Raw genomic sequence first — 20,781 nt, forward strand, 5'->3', positions numbered from 1 at the left:
TTTGCTTACGGCCATTAACAGGAAAACAGAAAGTGTGAAAAAAATGGACTGCAGTCAGATGTTTTCTTTAAAAGGGCGGGTTGCGCTGATTACCGGCGCAGCCTACGGAATTGGCTTTGCGATTGCGGAGGCTTATGCGGCGGCGGGGGCAAAAATTGCATTTAACTGCCGCAGTCAGGCGCATTTAGATACAGCACTGCAAGCCTATCATGAAAAAGGTATTGATGCCAAAGGCTATTTGTGTGACGTTACCGATGAAGCACAGGTACAGAAGCTGGTGCAGAATATTGAACAGCAGCTTGGTGCAGTCGATATTCTGGTGAACAATGCCGGCATTATCAAGCGGATTCCGATGACCGAGATGAAGGCAGAGGAATTTCGGCAGGTAATTGACATTGATTTGAATGCACCATTTATTGTTTCAAAGGCGGCGCTGCCGGGTATGATGCAGAGAAAGCACGGCAAAATCATTAATATTTGTTCTATGATGAGCGAACTGGGCCGTGAAACCGTTTCTGCCTATGCCGCAGCCAAAGGCGGGCTGAAAATGCTGACAAAAAATATTGCGTCGGAATACGGCATTTACAATATTCAGTGCAATGGAATTGGGCCGGGGTACATTGCAACTGTGCAGACAGCTCCGCTGCGGGAGCGTCAGCCGGACGGCAGCCGCCATCCCTTTGACCAGTTTATTGTGTCCAAAACACCGCAGGCACGTTGGGGTACGCCGGAGGATTTAATGGGGCCGGCTGTTTTCCTTGCATCAGATGCGTCTGACTTTGTGAATGGACATATTCTGTATGTAGACGGCGGAATTCTTGCTTATATTGGCAAACAGCCTTAAATAATCAATTTATCTTTTTAAATTTGGCAAAAAAATCGTATTGGTAAGCTGCGCATTAAGCTTACCAATACGATTTTTTCATGTATGCAGTTTTAGTGCACAAACGGATTATAAAATCTGGAGCCGTTAGAAAATGTAAGAATCAATGCTACTGTGCAAAATACAACTGTAAAAATCAGCGTCAGATAGTCATTGCGCAGCAACGGCCGTCCCATGTACCAGCTGCGCTTTTTATGTTTTCCAAAACCACGCAGTTCCATGGCATTGGAAACAACATCAATTCTGTCCATGCTGGAAAGGATAAGAGGAAACAGGATGGCGGAGGTGTTGCGGATGCGGCTGCCAAGTTTTGCTTTGCCACTCATTTCAATTCCCCGTGCTTCCTGAGCGTTTTTAATTTTCGCATAATCATCCTGTATGTCAGGGATGTAGCGGAGCGCAATCGCGATGGCGTAGCTTGCTTTATAGCTGATGCCAACGCGATTCATGGAAGCGGCAAATTCACTTGGATTTGTCGTTACAAGGAAGAGAAATACCGTTGGTACGACCGTTAAGTATTTAAGCAGAATATTCAATTCGTAAAATAACTGCTCCGAAGTAATATCGTGTCCCGGCAGAAATTTGCAGAGCAATGTTTGCGTGCCGTAAATACTGGTTCCTTGATAAGGTGAGAAAATAAAAATTGCAATCAGATTAATGCACAGGAACAGCAGAATGAATTTGAAAACTGTGCTGACCTGCCGCCATTCCGTTTTTGATATGCGAAAGAAAAGAAGACTCAGTGCCAACATGACTGTCAGTACGCGTGTATCATAAGTAAGCATGCTGGTAATGGACCACAGCAGGAAAAAAATGAGTTTGGTAACGCCGCACAGGCGGTGCATCCAGGTATCTTTTTCTTCGTAAGACAGCAGACGTCGATTCATTGCTGCACCTCCTCTTTTGCAGTTCGCAGGCTGCGGTCGTAGTGAATGAATCGTTCTACAAAACCGGAGCAGTCTGTGATTCCGCAGCGCTGTGCCAGATCATACAAACTTGTACGCTTTAAGTACGCTTTTTCTGCTAATTGTGTATCTGTCAATACCTGTGCGGGAGTTTCATCTGCCAGCAGGTGCCCTTCCGCGAGTACCAAAGCGCGGTCAGTATATTCAAGCATCAGGTGCATATCATGCGTAATCATGAGAATGGTAACACCGACTTGCTGATTGAGCCGTTTAATAAACTCCATGATTTCCGTATAATGCCGATAATCCTGACCGGCGGTTGGCTCATCCAGAATCATAATCTCGGGATTGAGCACCAGAATAGAAGCAATGGTCACACGTTTTTTCTGCCCAAAGCTCAATGCAGAAATAGGCCAGTTGCGCATTGGGTACAAACCGCAGGTTTTCAGTACTTCATAAATACGGGGGCGGGCTTCTACATCTGGTATGCGGCGTGCCGTTAAGCCCAGGGCAACTTCATCGTAGATCATTGGTTTGGAAATCATCTGGTTTGGATTCTGCATTACCAGACCAATGTGGTCCCCGCGCTCTTTAATCGAAAGGGGAGAAATGTCTTTGCTGTTCAGTAGGATTGTGCCGGAGCTTTGTTGTAAAAAGCCGCAGATCAGACTGGAAAGCGTAGATTTTCCAGCACCGTTGCGGCCGACCAGACTGACCATTTCGCCGCGATGCAATTTAAAGCTGACGTTTTGCAGTACGGGTTGATTCTGCGTGTAACCGAAACAGAGGTCCTTGACTTCCAACAGCGGTTCCGCTACTGGAGATTTGGAAAGGGAAGGGGAGGCGGTAAACCATTTGCGTACATTTTCAATACAGGAAGCAGAAAGATTCATGGTTTCAATGTGCTGAGGATGAGCAAATTCTTCAATTGTGCATCCAGCATATTTTAGTGCACTCAAATACAGAGGCTCGCGGATACCCTGCTCGGAGAGCAGGCTGCCGGAGAGCAGTTTGTCCGGAGTTGTATCGGCAGTAATGCGGCCGTTCCCAATTACAACAATGCGGTCAACATCACGCCATAATACATCTTCCAGCCGATGTTCAATGATTAAAATGGTGGTACCGTGCTTTTTCTGGATGTCATCAATCAGCGCAATAGTGTGTTTGCCGGTGGCAGGGTCCAAGTTGGCAAGCGGTTCGTCAAAAAGCAGCACATTTACATCACTTACCAGTACATCTGCAATGGCAACACGCTGTTTTTGCCCACCGGAAAGTGCATTTGGTGCATGGTCAAGCATACCAGACAAATCCACCATTTCTGCGGCCTGATTCACACGCTTGTACATTTCCTCCTGGGAAACCATATCATTTTCAAGTGCAAATGCAATATCCTCGCCAATCGTCAGGCCAAGGAATTGTCCATCGGTGTCCTGCAGAACAGTACCCACCGTTTTTGAAAGCTCAAAAATTCCCTGCTCCTTAACGGGGCGGCCGTTTACAAGGCAGTCGCCGGTGCTGGTTCCGGCATAGGAAAAGGGAGCAAGTCCGTTAATGCAGTGGGCCAGAGTCGATTTCCCAGAGCCGGAGGGCCCAAGAATCAATATTTTTTCTCCCGGGAAAATACGCAGGTTAATGTCGTACAGGGTTGGTTCCGTCTGGGAGCGGTATTTAAATGTAAAGTTTTTAAATTCGATGATAGGTTCCATAATCTTTCCTTTATTGTATGAATTACAGCACAGGGCGGCAGCCGAATGACTGACTGCCGCCCTGTATGAGATAAATTATGTAGAAACAGAATTTATTCTTCTTTTTTCAGGCTGGATGACTTTCCGGCAATTTTTGTGTATGCCACAGAAATCAATGTGCCGAGAATTGCAATAATAATAATGTTGGCAGCAAATGCGCAGATACCCTGTGTAAAGACTTTGTTAGCCGGTTCAGCATAAATCAGGATGTCAAGCGCAGGTGCCAAGGCACCCCATGCTACCAAATTGGCGATTACCTGCACAACGTTGAAAAGAATCGTATTCTTCTTGTTAAAGTTGCCTTCTTTAATGGCAAATTTCGTTGCAAACAGACCCATGATGATACCAAACAGTGCATCGGGGAAAACCCAGCTCCACCATACACTGCCGTAGAAAAGCGCATCACCGAGCGCGTGACCCAGCAGACCGATAATGCCGCCTGCCACTGGGCCGAACACAGCGGCAAAGAATGCCAGCAGAGCAGCACGAGGCTGCAGGGACGTGTTTGGGATGAAGCCTACCGGAATCTGTACTTCTGTCAGTGCAACGAACAGTGCAGTACCAATACCTGTAGCAACAACTTCACGGATACCGAATTTCAAAGATTTCATGTCTTTCCCTCCATTATACTTTTACGAAATAGTCAAGCGAATGTGCCGCATTTCGCTATTTTAACTACTACATTATAATAATTGCAATGATAAAAAGCAATACATGGAATGAAATTTGCAGGAAATTTGATCATAAAATGCAGGAATATTTGCAAGCAAATTTTGAAATTTTTAGATGCAACTGTGTAAATATATATTTACCATTCAAAATGTAATTTAAACGCCCTGCCTGTTATACCGTTTATATCCGGTTTAACAGGCAGGGCGTTTTTAACTTGAAATTCTAATCTTTTCTGAAATAGAAAGGGGAGAGTGAATGTTTAAATATCATAATCCTTATAAGAACTGGTTATGTTTAGCCAATAAACTGCTGGGTCCAAATATACTGTCCGTTTGTGTTTTTGGCAATGCCGACACCGATTTGTGTGAAAGAAGCATTCAAAATGTTTTTGCGGTGTCCTTCGGAGTTCATCCAGCCTGTCATGACCTGTTGCGGAGAAACCTGGCCTAATGCAATATTTTCTCCTGCGGTGCGGTAGCTGATACCGAATTGCTTCATCATTTCAAACGGAGTGCCATATGTTGGTGAAGTATGGTCAAAGTAATTCAGTTTGGCCATATCCTCAGATTTCAGAGTGGCAGTTCTTGTTAGCTGCGTATTAACGGATAAAGCGCTCAAACCGTTGGCTGCCCGCTGTTGATTGACCAGCGTGACCACTTCATTTTGAAAAGCAGCATAGCCAGACGAAATCTGTGAGGATACTGCACTTGAGGATTGCGCAGAAGAAGAGCTGTGGGATGCGCTGGAACTGCTTACCGGGATGCTGACAGCGCTGCTTGGCGGTAATGTATCAGAAGTAACTGAAGATGACTGACTGGGGGTATGGCTAACGGTACTGCTTGTTGGTTTGCCTACATTAGAAGATGTAGGACAGCTGGATTGTTTTTGAGAAGTACCACAGCTGGTATTGACAGATGCACCAGTGCTGCTGCTGACTTTGGAGGAAGATTGCTGTGAAACGAGCTCTACAGCTGTGTAGGAGGAAGTGCTTGCCGCTGAACTGGCAGCCGACTCGGACGTGGGTTTAGCCGGAGTCTGCGTTAAAGCAACGCCGCCAGCGGTAAGACTGGCAATTAAGGATGCGATGATTGCGAGCAATTTAAAATTCATGTTCTTATCTCCTTTTCAAAATCTAAGCAGATTACAAATATGTAATATTGCTTATGGTTATGTTACCACTGGAAAAGAGACATAGCAACGCACAAAACTTACCAATACCATTGAGAGATAGAAATCATTAGAGTTTCAAATTGCGGTGGCTGATTTTGCAGAGTGAATGTGCCCGAATTCGATTTTTAATGATATAGTGAACTTATAACGTTCCTGCTTAATGGATTAAAATACCTATTAAAAGCAGAAGAAATTTAGTCTGTTTCGTCCACACTTAGTCCATACATGGGAAGAAAAAACCGCACTGTTAAGCCATTTTTGACTCAACAGTGCGGTTTATCATATGGTCCGAGTGGCGAGACTTGAACTCACGGCCTCTTGACCCCCAGTCAAGCGCGCTACCAACTGCGCTACACCCGGATATCATTTTTGCAACGTTCATTATTGTAGCACAACTATTAAGAAAATGCAAGTATTTTATCAAACATAAAAGTATTGAAGGTGTTTTAAATAATGCAATGCATTTACAAAAATGAGTGTCTAATTACATTATTTCTGAATTAATGACCACATAACTTCCGTCACAGCTTATAGCAGAAATTCGTCAGAATTCACTTGCCTGTATAGATGATATTAAAACATTAATATACAGTAAAAAATAAAATCCACATGGACAAGTTTTGCCCGTGCGGATTTTATTTTTTACAGCAGCTTTTTCAGCTGCAGAACTTTTGTCAGGTTACCTTTAGTTTTGATTTTTCCATGTGCAAGCGCGGTCATGGGGTTTAGTCTGCGGTTAACAATATCCAAAAAATCTTCGGCAGAGATTTGCACACTGAGGTCTTTTTTTAAGCATGCTGTCGGTTCCATGAGAAACTCACCGTTCTTTACAGAAGCATAAAAGGCGCCGCCGCCCTCTCCGGTTAGTAAAACTTCAACCGTCAAGTTGCCAATTTTGCTTAAATCTGTGCGTGCCGCTTTGCCCACCATTTTTTCATGAATCAGCTGATAAGTATCCTGAAATGCCAATCTGTCCACTTCCTTGTATGATTTCTTGTTTTTCAGTATATCATATTTTTATGAGATGGCAAACAGAAAAATTGTAAAAACCAGAGAAGAGACTTTGAAAAAAGTCTGCTTCTCTGGTTCCAATCCGCACAGTCGGCTGCTTATTTTTCAACTTTTCCTTTTGGGGACTGCTGTTCCTGCTGCACATAATTTTCTGCAAACTTTGTTACAGCTTCAGCGGAACCTTCCTCCAGCGCAAGGCCGTGAATGGTTTCCTGCATGTAGACTGGAAGCTGTAACATGGCCTGCTGTGTGCTGCCCTTTTGCTGTTTCGTTTCGTTTTCCTGCATGTGTTTCACCTCCTGTAGGTAGGATTTACACGAATCTGTGAAATTACACTGGAAAATTTATTGCGTATTATCTGCTTTTTCGGTATAATAAAAAGAACGTCAACGAAAAGGGGTTATTATATGGAGAACCAGACAGTCAGGACCCGCTTTGCGCCCAGCCCAACGGGGTTTATGCATGTTGGCAACCTGCGCACAGCTTTATATGAATATTTAATTGCAAAGTCCCAGGGAGGCACCTTTGTTCTGCGGATTGAGGACACTGACCAGGAACGTTTTGTGGAAGGTGCCACCGATGTAATTTACCATACACTGCAGCAAGTAGGCTTACAGCACGACGAAGGTCCGGACATTGGGGGAGAGTACGGCCCCTATGTGCAGAGCAAACGTAAAGATATTTATCTGCCGTATGCACAGCAGCTTATTAAAGAAGGAAAGGCATACTACTGCTTCTGCTCGAAAGAACGCCTGGCATCCCTGCATGATGAAAACGGTCTTGGCGGGTATGACCGCCACTGCCGCGACCTGCCGCAGGAAGAAGTGGACAAGTTGCTGCAGTCCGGTACACCGTGGGTCATTCGTCAGAAGATGCCTATTGAGGGCAGCACGACATTTACGGACAGCGTCTTCGGCGACATCACTATTGAAAACAATGAGCTGGAGGACCAGATTTTAATTAAGTCAGACGGTTATCCGACTTATAACTTTGCAAACGTCATTGACGATCATCTGATGCATATTACCCATGTTGTACGCGGCTGTGAATATCTGACCAGCACGCCAAAGTACAACCTGCTGTACGAGGCATTCGACTGGGAAGTGCCGACTTATGTGCACCTCCCGCTGATTATGGGCCGCAATGCAGACGGCAGCACCAGCAAGCTTTCCAAGCGCCACGGTTCCACCGGATTTGAGGATTTAGTTAAAGAGGGCTACCTGCCGGAGGCAATTGTTAACTATATTGCGCTTCTCGGCTGGGCACCCAAGGGAACACAGGAACTGTTCACGCTGAACGAGCTGGCACAGAACTTTAATATTGAGGGCATCAGCAAAAGTCCGGCTGTGTTTGACTATGACAAACTGACATGGATGAACGGCGAATACATTAAAAAGATGCCGCAGCAGGAGTTTATCCAGAAAGCCATGCCGTATTTCTGCGAAGTGTTTGGCGATGCCGAAAAGGACTGGACCATTTTGGCGGACGTTTTGCAGCCGCGTGTACTGAAACTGCCTGACATTCCGGAAATGATTGCCTTCTTTAAGGAAATTCCGGACTATGGAGAAGATATTTTCATTAACAAGAAGAGCAAGGCAAACCTTGAGAACGCGCCAGTCATGCTGGAAGCTGCCATAGCGGATTTGGAAGCACTGACAGATTGGAGTGTTGCATCCCTGCATGAAAATCTGCTGAATTTGGCGAAAAAGCTGGAAGTGAAAAACGGCGTACTGCTTTGGCCAGTGCGTGTTGCTGCTGCAGGGCAGACGGTCACCCCCGGCGGTGCTATGGAAATCCTTTCACTGCTCGGAAAAGAAGAATCTCTGCACCGGCTGCAGGCAGGGCTGGACAAACTAAAGAAATAATAGGACAGCAGGAGGAACACCATGAGTGAAGCAAATGAAAATTTGACTGCACCGGAAGAGGGCAGCAGCAATTTTATTCATACATTTGTGACAGAGGATATTGCGGAAAACGGTCAGTTTGCCGGTCAGCGTGTACACACCCGTTTTCCACCGGAACCAAACGGCTATCTGCACATCGGTCACGCGAAGGCTATCTGCGTGGATTTCGGTACGGCGGAAAAGTTCGGCGGCCTGTGCAATCTGCGTATGGATGACACAAACCCTACCAAGGAAGACACCGAGTATGTGGATGCTATTAAAGAAGATATTCAGTGGCTCGGTTTCACATGGGATGACCGTTTCCACTATGCATCGGATTACTTTGATACCATGTATGAACTTGCGGTGAAGCTGATTCAAAAGGGTTTGGCTTATGTCTGCGAATTGACGCCTGAGCAGATGCATGATAATCGCGGCGATCTTTCCCATCCGGCGATCAGCCCTTATCGTGACCGGCCAATGGAAGAAAGCCTTGATTTGTTTGCCCGCATGAAGGCCGGAGAGTTTGAGGACGGCCGCATGACACTGCGTGCCAAGATTGACCTTACTTCCGGCAATTTCAATCTGCGTGACCCAGTCATTTACCGGATCAACCACATGAAGCACCACAGAACAGGTGAGAAATGGTGCATTTACCCGATGTACGATTTTGCACACCCTATTGAAGATGCAATGGAGAAAATTACACACTCCCTCTGCACACTGGAGTTTGAAGCACATCGCCCACTTTACGACTGGGTCATTGATAACATTGATCTGCCCGCAAAGCCCCGTCAGATTGAGTTTGCACGCCTTGGCATCAACAACACCGTTATGAGCAAGCGCAAACTGCGCAAACTGGTGGAGGGCGGTTACGTTTCCGGCTGGGACGACCCGCGCATGCCAACCCTGTGCGGTCTGCGCCGCCGTGGTTTCACTCCCGCTTCTATTCGGAATTTCTGTGAGCGCATTGGTGTTTCTAAAGTGAATTCCACTGTCGATTACGGTTTCTTGGAACATTGCCTGCGGGAAGACCTCAATGAAAATGCCCGCCGTACTATGGCCGTGCTGCATCCGGTCAAGCTGGTGCTGACTAACTATCCGGAAGAGCAGACAGAAGAATTTGAAGTGGAAAACAACCCGGAGCGTCCGGAAGACGGTACCCGCAGCGTTACGTTTTCCCGCGAACTGTGGATAGAGTCAGGTGATTTTCTTGAGGAACCTGTTAAGGGATACCGCCGCCTTTTCCCGGGGAATGAAGTCCGCCTGAAAACTGCTTATATTGTGCGCTGCACTGGCTGCGACAAAAATGAGGACGGCACAATTAAGACTGTTTATGCGGAATACGACCCGCAGACCCGCGGTGGCAATACGCCCGATGGCCGTAAGGTGCGTGGTACCATTCACTGGGTGGATGCGAACAACTGCGCAGAAGCAGAAGTCCGCCTGTACGGCAGTCTTTTTACAGTGCCGGAGCCGGAGCAGGAAGAAGACTTTTTGACTGTTCTGAATCCAAATTCTTTGGAAGTACTGTATGGCTGCAAGGTTGAGCCTTCCATGAAAGAAGCGGATGCAAAAACGGCATTTCAGTTTATGCGGGAAGGCTATTTCTGCTTTGATAAGGACTCTGCACCGGAACATTTGATTTTTAATCGTTCTGTTTCATTAAAAGATGGCTTTAAGCCTCAGAAATAAACGAAGAATCAAAAAGATTTCTTGATTTTCGAAAGTATAAAGGGTTTTACGGAAAATTATTTTCTGCAAAACCCTTTTGGTTTAAAAATTTCCAAATTTTTCGGTATTTCATAAAAATGTACAGGCATATTCGTCAGAAATATGGTATACTGTGAATGTTGAAACCGGGCATATTATGGATTATGCTGTTTGCAGCTTGCAAATGTATGAACATTGCTAAAACTTTAACGAAATTGTTGCAAACCCGGTGTGATTGTGATATATTTAACCTATGTGAATAACTGAGCTTTTTCGTGCCTGGGTGCAGCGAAGAGTACAGTGCTTAATTAATGAATGGAGGAAACAAACATGTCAAGAAAAATTGTTTTGGCCGGTGCGTGCCGTACAGCTATCGGTAAGATGGGTGGAGCTTTTGTTAATACAGAAACTCCCGAACTTGCAACGATTGTTGTTAAAGAAGCTATGAAGCGCGCAGGCATTCAGCCTGAGGTTGTGGATGAGGTTATCCTCGGCTGCGTATTCCAGGGCGGTATCGGCCAGAACGTTGCCCGCCAGGCAGCAATTTATGCCGGTATTCCGATTGAAACTCCTGCATTTACACTGAACAACCTGTGCGGCTCTGGCTTGAAGAGCATCAACGTTGCAGCTGCTCTGATTGCTGCCGGTGAAGCAGATATCATTGTTGCCGGCGGTGCTGAAAATATGTCCAACGCACCTTACCTGCTGAAAAAAGCACGTTTTGGCTATCGCATGAACGATGGCAAGATTATCGACTCCATGATTCATGATGGTCTGGAGGACAGCTTCCATCATTATCACATGGGCATTACTGCAGAGAATGTTGCTGAAAAATACGGCATTACCCGTGAAATGCAGGATGAATTCTCTGCAAACAGTCAGCAGAAGGCTCAGGCAGCTATTGCAGCGGGCAAGTTTAAAGATGAAATTGTTCCAGTCGAAGTTAAGCAGAGAAAAAAGACAGTCATTTTTGATACAGATGAAGGCCCGCGCGCAGGTGTTACAGCTGAATCCCTGGCTGGCCTGCGTCCTGCGTTCAAAGAGGGCGGCACTGTTACCGCCGGCAACGCTTCCGGCATCAACGATGCAGCCTGCGCTATGGTTGTCATGACAGAAGAAAAAGCAAAAGAACTGGGCGTAAAGCCGATGGCAGAGTGGGTCGGCGGCGCTTCCGCTGGTGTTGATCCGGCACTGATGGGCCTTGGCCCGATCGAAGCAACAAAGAAAGTTATGACAAAGACCGGACTGACTGTTGACCAGATGGATCTTGTTGAAGCAAACGAAGCATTTGCTGCGCAGTCCATTGCAGTTTGCCGCGATCTGAAGTTTGACATGAGCAAAGTGAACGTTAACGGTGGTGCCATTGCTCTGGGCCATCCGGTTGGCTGCTCCGGCGCCCGTATCCTGACCACACTAATGTATGAGATGAACAAGAGAGAGAGCGAGTACGGCCTTGCTACTCTGTGCGTTGGCGGCGGCATGGGCGTTGCTACTATCGTTAAGAAATATTAATTTCTTTGTTACTCTGAAAAAGAAAGCAGGATGAATCATGAGCTTTGTAAAATATGAGCAGAAGGACTTTGTCGGCGTAGTAACAATCGACCGCGAAAAAGCCCTAAATGCTTTGAATCCTGAAGTCCTGAAAGATTTGGAAGCGGTTATTGACGCAGTTGATTTGGATAAAACCCGCTGTTTAGTTCTCACCGGTGCCGGCCAGAAGGCTTTCGTTGCCGGTGCGGATATTGGTGCCATGAGCACCATGACTCCGGACGAGGGACGTGCTTTCAGCGCACAGGGAAATGCAGTGTTCCGCAAAATCGAGAAACTGCCGATTCCTGTAATCGCGGCGGTCAACGGCTTTGCACTCGGCGGCGGCTGCGAGCTGTCCCTGAGCTGTGACATTCGCCTTGCATCTGAAAATGCAGTGTTTGGTCAGCCTGAAACCGGCTTGGGCATTACCCCCGGCTTCGGCGGCACCCAGCGTCTTGCACGCACCATTGGTGTCGGCAAGGCAAAGGAACTGATTTATGCTTCCCGCAACATGAAAGCACCGGAAGCACTGGCCTGCGGCTTGGTAAATGCAGTTTATCCGGCAGAAGAACTGATGGATGCTGCACTGAAGCTTGCCAACCGCATTGCCGGCAATGCGCCGATTGCTGTGCGCCAAAGCAAAAAAGCTGTCAATATGGGCCTGCAGATGGACATTGACACTGCAGTTGCTTTAGAGCCGGAACTTTTCGCTGCGTGCTTCGGCACACAGGATCAGCAGAACGCGATGACCGCTTTCTGCGAAAAGCGCAAGCATGACCCGTTTATCAACAAATAATTTTGTTGATTTCCTGATAATTTAAATTCTGAATGGAGGATTTTCACATGATCGTTGGCGTTATTGGTGCCGGAACCATGGGCTCCGGCATTGCACAGGCTTTTGCGCAGACAGAAGGCTACGAAGTTCGTCTTTGCGACGTAAAGCCTGAGTGGGCTGAAGGCGGCAAGGGCAAGATCAAGAAGAGTCTGGACCGCTTGGTTTCCAAGGGCAAGATTGAGCAGGCTTACGAAGATTCTGTTCTGGCAAAGATTACAACCGGCACAAACGAAATTGCTGCCGACTGCGACCTGATTGTTGAAGCTGCTCTGGAAAAAATGGACATTAAGCAGGGTATCTTCAAGCAGCTCGATGAGCTCTGCAAGCCCGAGTGCATTTTTGCTTCCAACACATCTTCTCTGTCCATCACAGAGATTGCACACGGTGTGCAGCATCCGGTTGTCGGTATGCATTTCTTCAATCCGGCTCCTGTAATGAAGCTGGTTGAAGTCATTGCCGGCATCAACACTTCTGAAGAAGTTGTTGAGAAGATTAAGGCGATTTCCACAGAAATCGGCAAAACACCAGTACAGGTTAAGGAAGCTCCCGGCTTCGTTGTGAACCGCATTTTGGTTCCAATGATCAATGAAGCGGTTGTTGTTTTGGCAGAGGGTACTGCTACTGCTGAGGATATCGACACCGCTATGAAGCTTGGCGCAAACCACCCGATGGGCCCGCTGGCTTTGGCTGACCTGATCGGCAATGATATTGTTCTCGATGTTATGGAAGTACTCTATAACGAAACCGGCGACTCTAAGTATCGTCCTGCTCCGCTGCTCCGCAAAATGGTCCGCGGCGGCCTGCTTGGCAGAAAGACCGGCAAGGGATTCTATGATTATTCCAAATAAGAATCGTCCGTAAAGAACAGATTTGGAGGAACGAGTATGGACTTCACACTTAGTAAAGAACAGGAAATGGCCCGCACTCTCTTCAGAGAGATGGCGGAGAACGAAATTAAGCCGCTTGCCGCTGAAATTGATGAAGACGAGCGCTTCCCGAAAGAGGCACTTGCGCTTTTCCGCAAGTACAAAATGATGGGCATCCCGTACTCAAAAGAGTACGGCGGTGCTGGCTGCGATACCCTGACTTATGAGATTGCCCTTGAGGAAATCTGCAAGGTCTGCGCAACTACAGGCACCATGCTTTCTGCTCACATTTCCCTTGGCACATGGCCAATCGTGAAATTTGGTACACCAGAGCAGAAAGCAAAGTACCTGCCGAAGCTTTGCTCCGGTGAGTTTTTGGGCGCTTTTGCTCTGACAGAGCCGGGCGCCGGCACCGATGCTTCCGGCCAGCAGACAAAGGCTGTGCTGGAGGGTGACCATTATGTCCTCAACGGCAGCAAGATTTTTATCACCAATGCAGGCTATGCTGATACTTATGTTGTCTTCGCAATGACAGATAAGAGCAAGGGCAATCACGGCATTTCCGCTTTCATCGTAGAAAGCACTTTCCCGGGCTTCTCTGTCGGTAAGAAAGAGAAGAAGATGGGTATCCGCGGTTCTGCTACCTGCGAACTGATTTTTGAAAACTGCATTGTCCCGAAGGAAAACCTGCTTGGTCAGGAAGGCAAAGGCTTCGGCATTGCCATGGCAACTCTGGACAACGGTCGTATCGGCATTGCTTCCCAGGCACAGGGCATTGCAGAAGGTGCATTGGACGAAACAATCCAGTACATCAAGGAAAGAAAGCAGTTTGGCCGCCCGCTGGCAAAGTTCCAGAATACTCAGTTTGAGATTGCCGACATGGTTACAAAGACAAAGGCTGCACAACTGCTGCTGTACCGTGCTGCTATTGCAGCTTCCAATCAGAAGCGTTATTCTGAGGAAGCTGCTATGGCAAAGCTGTTCTGTGCCTCCAATGCGATGGATGTTACCACCCGCTGCCTGCAGCTGCACGGCGGCTACGGCTACACTCGTGAGTACCCGATTGAGCGTATGATGCGTGACGCAAAGATCACGGAAATCTATGAGGGCACCAGTGAAGTCCAGAAGATGGTTATTTCCAAGTATGCCATCGGCTAAAACTCGAAGGAGGGAAATTCGTTGAATATTGTCGTTTGCGTAAAGCAAGTTCCAAATACCAATGAAGTAAAACTTGACCCCAAAACCGGTACCCTGATTCGTGAAGGTGTACCGAGTATTATGAATCCGGATGATAAGGCTGGTCTGGAAGCTGCTCTGCAGCTGAAAGACAACACCGGTGCTCATGTAACCGTTGTTTCCATGGGCCCGCCGCAGGCAGACGCAGTTCTGCGTGAGGCTATGGCTATGGGTGCTGACGATGCTTATCTGGTAACTGACCGTGCATTTGGCGGCGCCGATACACTGGCAACTTCCACAACCATTGCAGCGGCTCTGAAGAAGATTCCGTTTGACCTCATCATCACCGGCCGTCAGGCGATTGATGGCGATACCGCACAGGTTGGCCCGCAGATTGCAGAGCACCTGGGCATTGCCAACGTCAGCTATGCAGAAGACATTAAGGTGGAGGGCGATACTGTTACTGTTAAGCGTCAGTATGAAGACCGCTATCATGTTGTGAAAGCAAAGCTGCCCTGCCTGATTACAGCTCTGGGTGATATGAACAAGCCTCGTTACATGACCCCAGGCGGCATTTTTGATGCTTATCAGCGCGAAGTTAATGTCATTACCCGCAAGGATATCGATGTTGAGGACGGCGTTATTGGTCTGAAAGGCTCACCAACCCGTGTTGCTCAGTCCTTCCCGAAGCAGCTTAAGGGCAGCGGCACAGTTATTACTCCTGATGATGCTGAGAGTGCTGCGGAGTATATTGTTGACCGTCTCAAAGAGAAATTCATTATATAGTTGAAAGTGGTGAGCAAAATGAGTTTTGAAGATTACAAAGGCGTGTACGTTTTCGTACAGCAGGTAGATAATAAAATCAGCGGTGTTTCTTTTGAACTGCTTGGCAAAGCCAAAGAGCTTGCGAAGGATATGGACACTGAAGTTACCGCTGTTCTGCTCGGTTACAAGGTTTCCAGCCTGTATGATGAACTGGCAAAGTGGGGCGCTGACAAGATTCTGGTCGTTGATGACCCGGCTCTGGAGCCTTACACAACTGAGCCTTATGCATACTGCATGAACTACATTATTAAGAATTATAAGCCGTCTGTTGTTCTGTACGGTGCTACTGCAATCGGCCGCGATCTGGCGCCGCGCGTGTCTGCACGTGTGAAGACCGGCCTGACCGCTGACTGCACAAAGCTGGAAGTAGACCCCGAAACCAAGGGCCTGCGCATGACCCGTCCGGCATTCGGCGGCAACATCATGGCTACTATTCTTTGCCCGGAACATCGTCCTCAGATGGCAACTGTCCGTCCTGGCGTTATGCAGAAGGTAAAGCCGCAGGCTGGCCGCAAGGTTCCGGTCGAGGTTGCAGATGTAAAGTTGGGTGCAGAGCAGAAGAATGTTGATGTTGTGGAAGTTATCAAAAAGATTTCCGACAAAATCGACATTCAGGATGCAAAGATCCTGGTAGCAGGCGGCCGCGGCATGGGTAAGGAAGAAAACTTCAAGCTTCTGAAGGATTTGGCTGACGTGTTGGGCGGCGAAGTTGCTTCTTCTCGTGCCTGCGTTGATGCTGGCTGGTGTGAAAAAGATATTCAGGTTGGCCAGACTGGTAAAACAGTTCGCCCGAACCTGTACATTGCGTGTGGCATTTCCGGTGCAATTCAGCATTTGGCCGGTATGGAAGAATCCGATGTGATTGTAGCTATTAACAAAGATTCTTATGCACCTATCTTTGAAGTTGCCGATTACGGCATTGTCGGCGATGCGCTGAAGATTGTTCCTGAACTGACCTCAAAGCTGAAAGAAGCACTTGCTGCTAAAGAAGCGGTCTGATTTTTCCCTTAAAAAAGCTTGGCTGTAAGTATTGGACTTGCAGCCAGGCTTTTTTGCTGTTATACTTGATTTGGCTACGAATAGCAACAAAATTCTCAAGTTTTCAAAGAAGGTACAGACTTATGCTGAAAAATGACTGGGCAGAAAAGCAAGTCGACGTAGATGCAAAAATGCTTGCAAAAATAATATTTAATAAGGAAACACCAAATTATCTGCCACTGGAGCACGAAAAAGATGTGCAGGTAAACGCGCTGTATGAGCAGTTGGATGAATTGCTCAAGCAAAATATGCTGAATGAAGCAGAGAATTTGCTTTACGAAAAAGTGGAAACACAGAATTTCCGTTATCTGGAGCTTGCAATTGATTTTTACGTAAAACTCAATCATAAAACAGATGATGAACTGGATGCGGCGGATTTTGACCGGCCCGAAATTGAGGAAGGCCTGCAGGAAATCATTCATCGCTTTAATATTACATTGCCCGCATAATAAAAAGCGGCTCCTATAAACGAATGTTATAGGAGCCGCTTTGCTTTGTAAATTAAATTTTGCTGCTTCTGTGCCAAATGCCCTGCTTTTCGGCATCTTGAATCAACTGTTCGCGGAAATTCGGGTGTGCAATGCTGATCAGTTTTTCAGCACGCTCCCACAGGGAAGCACCTTTCAAGTTGACCATGCCGTATTCTGTAACCACATACTGAATATTTGCACGGGTATCGGTTACCGTCGAGCCGGGATGCAGAATCGGCAGAATGCGGGACTGCAGTTCGCCTGCTTTGTCCTTAAAGGTAGAAGAGCAGCAAATGAAACTCTTGCCACCCTTAGAAAGGTATGCACCCATTACGTAGTCAAGCTGACCGCCTGCGCCGGTAATCTGGCGAATACCGTTGGATTCAGCATTTACCTGACCATACAAGTCCATGTTGACAATGTTGTTAATAGAAATCATGTTGTCATGCGCCGAAATTACACGAACATCATTGACATAATCAACAGGAGCTGCCATGCAGGCGGGGTTGTCGTCCAGATAATCGTAAAGCTTTTGGGTGCCGCAGGCAAATGCGTAAACTTGCCGACCGGGATTCAGCTGTTTTTTGGTGCCGGTGATAATTCCCTTTTCGGCCATATCGACAAAGGAATCAACATACATTTCGGTGTGGACACCGAGGTCTTTCAGGTCGGACTCTGCCAGCAGGGAACCGACTGCGTTTGGCATGCCGCCGATGCCAAGCTGCAGGCAGGCACCGTTTGGAATTTCATTGACAATAATTTTCGCAACTGCCTTGTCAACATCGGTTGCGGGGCGGCTGGCAGGCATACAGCGGGCATAAGGCTCTTTCATTTCGACTATTGCGTCTACTTTTGAAATGTGTACTTCTGCCTGGAAACCACCAAGGCAGCGCGGAATTTTATCGTTCACTTCTACAATAATGTGCTTTGCACGTTCGCAGATTGCTGCCTCCATGGAACCGGAAGGACCAAAGCTAAAGAAGCCATGTTTGTCCATTGGTGCAACCTGCAGCATGGCAACATCCATTGGTTCCACGTTTTCGCGGTAGTACCGCGGTATTTCAGAATAGCGAACGGGTACGTAGGTGATGAAGCCTTCCTTTGCCAGTTTGCGGTCAATGCCGGAATAATGCCAGGAGTAGAAAGAAAAATGTTCTTTCGAATTTGGAATCTTGAAAACTTCCGGTACTTCCATCAGAACTCCGCCGCGGATTTTTACGTCATGCAGTTCTTGACCACGTGCAGCTAGTGCAATGTCGAGATCATGTACAGTTGCCATGTTCCAGCCATAATCTACCCAGTCGCCGGGTTTTATCACTTTGACGGCATTTTCAGCGGTTGTCAGTTTTTGCTCATATTCTTTTGTGAAATCCATTCAAAAAACAGCTGCCTTTCTTTCGTTTCAAATGCAGAAAGCATTAAGTATACTTTACGAATGATTATGTAATAGCTTATTATACCATTTTCAAGAACAAATGACAAGTATCCGCTGGCTTGTACTTTGCACCGACAAAAAATTCTGCACTATTTTCAAAAACATGATAGAATAGTACACAAACAATAAAAAATGAAGAGATGGATTATGCTGACAGATGATATTTCAAAGCTGCGGCTGCTTGCGGTTATGCAGCTGTTAAACCACGTTTCCTCCAAAGAACACCCGCTGGGTATGCACGAGATAATCACACGGCTGAAAAAGCAGGGGATTACAGCGGAACGAAAGACGATTGGCCGCGACCTTACCGCCTTGCGCACAGTCGGATATCAAATTTCTTTTACGCGGACACCACAGCCAGGATATTATTTGACGCATCATTTACTGGAAGCGGCGGAGGTCCATTTACTGCTGGATGCAATCGGCGCAGCTCCTTTTTTGACAGAAGCAGCTACGCGTTCATTAACAGTAAAACTGCAGGAGTTGGTGGACTGTGGGGAGCAGAGGGTGCTGCAGGAGCAGGTGTACTTTGATGCCCAAAAGAAACTGACAAACGATGAAGTGGTAGATACTATTTCAGTTCTGCAGCAGGCGATTGCACAGAAGCAAAAAGTAACCTTTACTTATCATCATCGAGTGCTGTGCGATGGGCAGATTCAGATGGACAGCGGCAAACAGTTTTATTTAAGCCCTTATGCACTTTTTTGGCGGGATGACCATTATTATCTTGCCGGAAATTATGAAAAATACGATACGGTTGGGAATTACCGACTGGACAGAATGTACAGTGTTGTGATGCTGCCGGAGCCGGTTCGTCCATATTCCGAAATCACACCGTATACGGAGTATTTCGATACGCCGGATTACCTGCGGCACGAATTTTATATGTTTGGCGGCAGGGAAGAGCAGCTTTTGCTGCGATGCGATAATGGCCTGTTGGACATGCTGACAGACCGCTTTGGAACAGAACTGGAGGTGCTCGAATGGGATGCTTCCGAAACTTTTACCGCGCACGTCAGCGTACGGCTCAGTGAAGGACTGTATGACTGGCTTTTACAGTGCGGAGCACGGCTGGTAGTTCTTTCTCCAACCTATGTGCGGGATGAAATGCGAGGCCGGCTGTGTGAACTGTATCAGGTGTACAGAATTCCCACAGAAGAAGAAAAGCCGCCCAAAGAGGGCGGCTGTGAAAAGGCAAAGTTTGAATTGTGATTAAGAGCACCACATATGCTCCACAAAGATTTTAATGCCGATTGCAATCAGTACAAGGCCGCCAATAATCTGCGCTTTTGAAGTAAAAAGGTCGCCGAATTTTTTGCCAATATAAACGCCAATATAGCAAAGTACCAGTGTAATCACCCCGATAATACAAACCGAAATCAGCATGAGCTGCAGGGTGGCAGCACCAACGGCGCTTGGCAGAATAATGCCGGTTGCCAGTGCATCAATGCTAGTGGCGACTGCAAGGGTCAGCAGCGTTTTAAAAGGAATATCATCCTGCAGGCCATCTCCATTCTCATCTTTTTTGTGTGCTTCCCGCAGCATTTGAATGCCGATGAAGCACAGCAAAAACAGTGCAATCCAGTGGTCAACCGTGCTAATGAAGCTTTCTCCTGCTTTGCCGACCAGCCAGCCGATCATGGGCATGACTGCTTGAAAGATACCAAATGCTGCAGCGAGCTTCAGCGCGAAAGTCGGACGCACTTTGCGTGTTACCGCGCCATTGGCAATGCTGACCGCAAAAGCGTCCATACTCAGCCCCACAGCGATTCCAATTAATGCAACGTAATCCATTCTTATAATTCCTCCGAAATCCGCATATTTTATTATCATATCGCAAGGCAGGGCACCTGTCAAATTATTTTCAGCATTTGATGTTTATGCATGGTTTACCGCAATTATTGCAGCAAACATTGGATACTGTTGACTTTAGCGATGGACTATGCTAAACTATCTTGAAGAAGTGCAGTTTCGCGCTTCCTGACTCAGAAAACAGGGGTGTTACAATGATTGCAGTAATTGACTATGGAGCGGGCAACCTGCAAAGTGTGCTGAAGGCCTTTCAGTATATTGGCAGTAGCGTGCAGGTTACAGCTGACCCAGAGGTGCTCCGCGCGGCAGATGCAGTGGTTTTGCCGGGTGTGGGTGCCTTTGGCGATGCAATGGAAAACCTGAAAAAATCCGGTTTGGTCAATACTGTATATGACCTTGCCGATTCGAATAAACCATTTCTGGGTATTTGTCTGGGCCTTCAGCTGTTGTTTGAAGGCAGTGAGGAAGCGCCCGGCGTACCTGGACTCGGCATTTTTCGCGGTGAAATTCGCCGTATTCCTGCGGGAGAGGGGCTGAAAATCCCGCATATCGGCTGGAACAGCCTGGAGATTCGGGACAAAACGGGTGTTTTTCAAAATCTGCCGGAGAATCCGTATGTTTATTTTGTACATTCCTATTACTTAAAAGCTGACTACAAAAAGGAAGTGGCAGCTACTACACAGTATGGCGTGGAAATTGACGCTGCTGTACGCCGCAAAAATCTGTATGCCATGCAATTTCATCCGGAAAAGAGTGGAAAAGTCGGTTTGCAGATTTTACGGAATTTCACTGCGCTGACAAAGGAGGACTGA

General features: G+C 47.0%; 20 protein-coding genes and 1 tRNA gene. 12 read left to right on the plus strand and 9 right to left on the minus strand.

Annotated elements, in window-relative coordinates:
- Positions 1–43: 43 nt before the first annotated feature.
- Entirely contained in the window at positions 44–844 is an 801-nt protein-coding gene (locus H6X83_RS06005; RefSeq protein ID WP_212508509.1) for a gluconate 5-dehydrogenase, read from the plus strand.
- Positions 845–936: 92 nt separating this feature from the next.
- On the opposite strand, the gene H6X83_RS06010 is transcribed toward H6X83_RS06005, so the two are convergent.
- The 7 genes from H6X83_RS06010 to H6X83_RS06040 all read right to left on the minus strand — a co-directional run bounded on the left by H6X83_RS06010 (position 937) and on the right by H6X83_RS06040 (position 6,673).
- Positions 937–1,770, minus strand: a complete 834-nt coding sequence (locus tag H6X83_RS06010; RefSeq protein WP_212508222.1) for an energy-coupling factor transporter transmembrane component T family protein — start codon at positions 1,768–1,770, stop codon at positions 937–939.
- Positions 1,767–3,494, minus strand: a complete 1,728-nt coding sequence (locus H6X83_RS06015; protein WP_212508223.1) for an ABC transporter ATP-binding protein — start codon at positions 3,492–3,494, stop codon at positions 1,767–1,769. The genes H6X83_RS06010 and H6X83_RS06015 overlap by 4 nt, the downstream gene beginning before the upstream one ends.
- A gap of 92 nt (positions 3,495–3,586) precedes the next feature.
- A complete protein-coding gene (locus tag H6X83_RS06020) occupies positions 3,587–4,144 on the minus strand; it encodes an ECF-type riboflavin transporter substrate-binding protein (RefSeq protein ID WP_212508224.1) in 558 nt (185 codons plus the stop codon).
- A gap of 355 nt (positions 4,145–4,499) precedes the next feature.
- On the minus strand, positions 4,500–5,315 hold the full coding sequence (locus H6X83_RS06025; protein WP_212508225.1) for a CAP domain-containing protein: 816 nt from the start codon (positions 5,313–5,315) through the stop codon (positions 4,500–4,502).
- 344 nt (positions 5,316–5,659) lie between these two features.
- Positions 5,660–5,735 (minus strand) — tRNA-Pro (locus tag H6X83_RS06030).
- Between the two features lie 282 nt (positions 5,736–6,017).
- The gene (locus tag H6X83_RS06035; protein ID WP_212508226.1) at positions 6,018–6,344 is read right to left on the minus strand and encodes an SCP2 sterol-binding domain-containing protein; all 327 of its coding nucleotides are present in this window, start codon (positions 6,342–6,344) and stop codon (positions 6,018–6,020) included.
- 140 nt (positions 6,345–6,484) lie between these two features.
- Entirely contained in the window at positions 6,485–6,673 is a 189-nt protein-coding gene (locus tag H6X83_RS06040; protein WP_212508227.1) for a hypothetical protein, read from the minus strand.
- Positions 6,674–6,793: 120 nt separating this feature from the next.
- Between H6X83_RS06040 and gltX the strand changes: the two genes are divergently transcribed.
- The 9 genes from gltX to H6X83_RS06085 all read left to right on the plus strand — a co-directional run bounded on the left by gltX (position 6,794) and on the right by H6X83_RS06085 (position 16,701).
- A complete protein-coding gene (gltX, locus tag H6X83_RS06045) occupies positions 6,794–8,251 on the plus strand; it encodes a glutamate--tRNA ligase (RefSeq protein ID WP_212508228.1) in 1,458 nt (485 codons plus the stop codon).
- A gap of 21 nt (positions 8,252–8,272) precedes the next feature.
- Complete coding sequence (locus tag H6X83_RS06050) at positions 8,273–9,964, plus strand: glutamine--tRNA ligase/YqeY domain fusion protein (RefSeq protein ID WP_212508229.1); 1,692 nt, start codon at positions 8,273–8,275, stop codon at positions 9,962–9,964.
- Positions 9,965–10,312: 348 nt separating this feature from the next.
- Positions 10,313–11,494: an acetyl-CoA C-acetyltransferase gene (locus H6X83_RS06055; protein ID WP_212508230.1), complete on the plus strand. Its 1,182-nt coding sequence runs from the start codon at positions 10,313–10,315 to the stop codon at positions 11,492–11,494.
- A 37-nt stretch (positions 11,495–11,531) separates the two neighbouring features.
- Entirely contained in the window at positions 11,532–12,308 is a 777-nt protein-coding gene (locus tag H6X83_RS06060; RefSeq protein ID WP_212508231.1) for an enoyl-CoA hydratase-related protein, read from the plus strand.
- 47 nt (positions 12,309–12,355) lie between these two features.
- Positions 12,356–13,195 (plus strand): 3-hydroxybutyryl-CoA dehydrogenase, encoded by an 840-nt coding sequence (locus H6X83_RS06065; protein ID WP_212508232.1) that lies wholly within the window; start codon positions 12,356–12,358, stop codon positions 13,193–13,195.
- A 36-nt stretch (positions 13,196–13,231) separates the two neighbouring features.
- Positions 13,232–14,371 carry an acyl-CoA dehydrogenase gene (locus H6X83_RS06070; RefSeq protein ID WP_212508233.1) on the plus strand — a complete coding sequence of 380 codons (1,140 nt, stop codon included), beginning with the start codon at positions 13,232–13,234 and terminating at the stop codon, positions 14,369–14,371.
- Positions 14,372–14,392: 21 nt separating this feature from the next.
- Positions 14,393–15,175 (plus strand): electron transfer flavoprotein subunit beta/FixA family protein, encoded by a 783-nt coding sequence (locus tag H6X83_RS06075; RefSeq protein WP_212508234.1) that lies wholly within the window; start codon positions 14,393–14,395, stop codon positions 15,173–15,175.
- An 18-nt stretch (positions 15,176–15,193) separates the two neighbouring features.
- On the plus strand, positions 15,194–16,213 hold the full coding sequence (locus H6X83_RS06080; RefSeq protein WP_212508235.1) for an electron transfer flavoprotein subunit alpha/FixB family protein: 1,020 nt from the start codon (positions 15,194–15,196) through the stop codon (positions 16,211–16,213).
- Between the two features lie 122 nt (positions 16,214–16,335).
- Positions 16,336–16,701: a DUF6483 family protein gene (locus H6X83_RS06085; protein WP_212508236.1), complete on the plus strand. Its 366-nt coding sequence runs from the start codon at positions 16,336–16,338 to the stop codon at positions 16,699–16,701.
- 52 nt (positions 16,702–16,753) lie between these two features.
- Here H6X83_RS06085 and H6X83_RS06090 read toward each other — a convergent pair whose 3' ends face one another.
- Entirely contained in the window at positions 16,754–18,097 is a 1,344-nt protein-coding gene (locus tag H6X83_RS06090) for a butyryl-CoA:acetate CoA-transferase (RefSeq protein WP_212508237.1), read from the minus strand.
- A 207-nt stretch (positions 18,098–18,304) separates the two neighbouring features.
- Here H6X83_RS06090 and H6X83_RS06095 point away from each other — a divergent pair, with 207 nt between their 5' ends.
- Positions 18,305–19,369 (plus strand): helix-turn-helix transcriptional regulator, encoded by a 1,065-nt coding sequence (locus H6X83_RS06095; RefSeq protein WP_212508238.1) that lies wholly within the window; start codon positions 18,305–18,307, stop codon positions 19,367–19,369.
- On the opposite strand, the gene H6X83_RS06100 is transcribed toward H6X83_RS06095, so the two are convergent.
- Positions 19,370–19,951, minus strand: a complete 582-nt coding sequence (locus tag H6X83_RS06100) for a manganese efflux pump MntP (RefSeq protein WP_212508239.1) — start codon at positions 19,949–19,951, stop codon at positions 19,370–19,372.
- Between the two features lie 212 nt (positions 19,952–20,163).
- Between H6X83_RS06100 and hisH the strand changes: the two genes are divergently transcribed.
- Entirely contained in the window at positions 20,164–20,781 is a 618-nt protein-coding gene (gene hisH, locus H6X83_RS06105) for an imidazole glycerol phosphate synthase subunit HisH (protein ID WP_212508240.1), read from the plus strand.

Source organism: Caproicibacterium amylolyticum, from assembly GCF_014467055.1.
In the GTDB taxonomy this organism is placed as follows: domain Bacteria; phylum Bacillota; class Clostridia; order Oscillospirales; family Acutalibacteraceae; genus Caproicibacterium; species Caproicibacterium amylolyticum.

Bases quoted from the DNA above. Each gene is read 5' to 3' on its own strand.
- H6X83_RS06025 (WP_212508225.1), bottom strand. From the start codon at position 5,315: ATGAATTTTAAATTGCTCGCAATCATCGCATCCTTAATTGCCAGTCTT.
- hisH (WP_212508240.1), top strand. From the start codon at position 20,164: ATGATTGCAGTAATTGACTATGGAGCGGGCAACCTGCAAAGTGTGCTG.
- H6X83_RS06070 (WP_212508233.1), top strand. From the start codon at position 13,232: ATGGACTTCACACTTAGTAAAGAACAGGAAATGGCCCGCACTCTCTTC.
- H6X83_RS06005 (WP_212508509.1), top strand. From the start codon at position 44: ATGGACTGCAGTCAGATGTTTTCTTTAAAAGGGCGGGTTGCGCTGATT.
- H6X83_RS06060 (WP_212508231.1), top strand. From the start codon at position 11,532: ATGAGCTTTGTAAAATATGAGCAGAAGGACTTTGTCGGCGTAGTAACA.
- H6X83_RS06065 (WP_212508232.1), top strand. From the start codon at position 12,356: ATGATCGTTGGCGTTATTGGTGCCGGAACCATGGGCTCCGGCATTGCA.
- H6X83_RS06095 (WP_212508238.1), top strand. From the start codon at position 18,305: ATGCTGACAGATGATATTTCAAAGCTGCGGCTGCTTGCGGTTATGCAG.
- H6X83_RS06090 (WP_212508237.1), bottom strand. From the start codon at position 18,097: ATGGATTTCACAAAAGAATATGAGCAAAAACTGACAACCGCTGAAAAT.
- gltX (WP_212508228.1), top strand. From the start codon at position 6,794: ATGGAGAACCAGACAGTCAGGACCCGCTTTGCGCCCAGCCCAACGGGG.
- H6X83_RS06040 (WP_212508227.1), bottom strand. From the start codon at position 6,673: ATGCAGGAAAACGAAACGAAACAGCAAAAGGGCAGCACACAGCAGGCC.
- H6X83_RS06055 (WP_212508230.1), top strand. From the start codon at position 10,313: ATGTCAAGAAAAATTGTTTTGGCCGGTGCGTGCCGTACAGCTATCGGT.
- H6X83_RS06085 (WP_212508236.1), top strand. From the start codon at position 16,336: ATGCTGAAAAATGACTGGGCAGAAAAGCAAGTCGACGTAGATGCAAAA.
- H6X83_RS06080 (WP_212508235.1), top strand. From the start codon at position 15,194: ATGAGTTTTGAAGATTACAAAGGCGTGTACGTTTTCGTACAGCAGGTA.
- H6X83_RS06100 (WP_212508239.1), bottom strand. From the start codon at position 19,951: ATGGATTACGTTGCATTAATTGGAATCGCTGTGGGGCTGAGTATGGAC.
- H6X83_RS06050 (WP_212508229.1), top strand. From the start codon at position 8,273: ATGAGTGAAGCAAATGAAAATTTGACTGCACCGGAAGAGGGCAGCAGC.
- H6X83_RS06010 (WP_212508222.1), bottom strand. From the start codon at position 1,770: ATGAATCGACGTCTGCTGTCTTACGAAGAAAAAGATACCTGGATGCAC.
- H6X83_RS06020 (WP_212508224.1), bottom strand. From the start codon at position 4,144: ATGAAATCTTTGAAATTCGGTATCCGTGAAGTTGTTGCTACAGGTATT.
- H6X83_RS06015 (WP_212508223.1), bottom strand. From the start codon at position 3,494: ATGGAACCTATCATCGAATTTAAAAACTTTACATTTAAATACCGCTCC.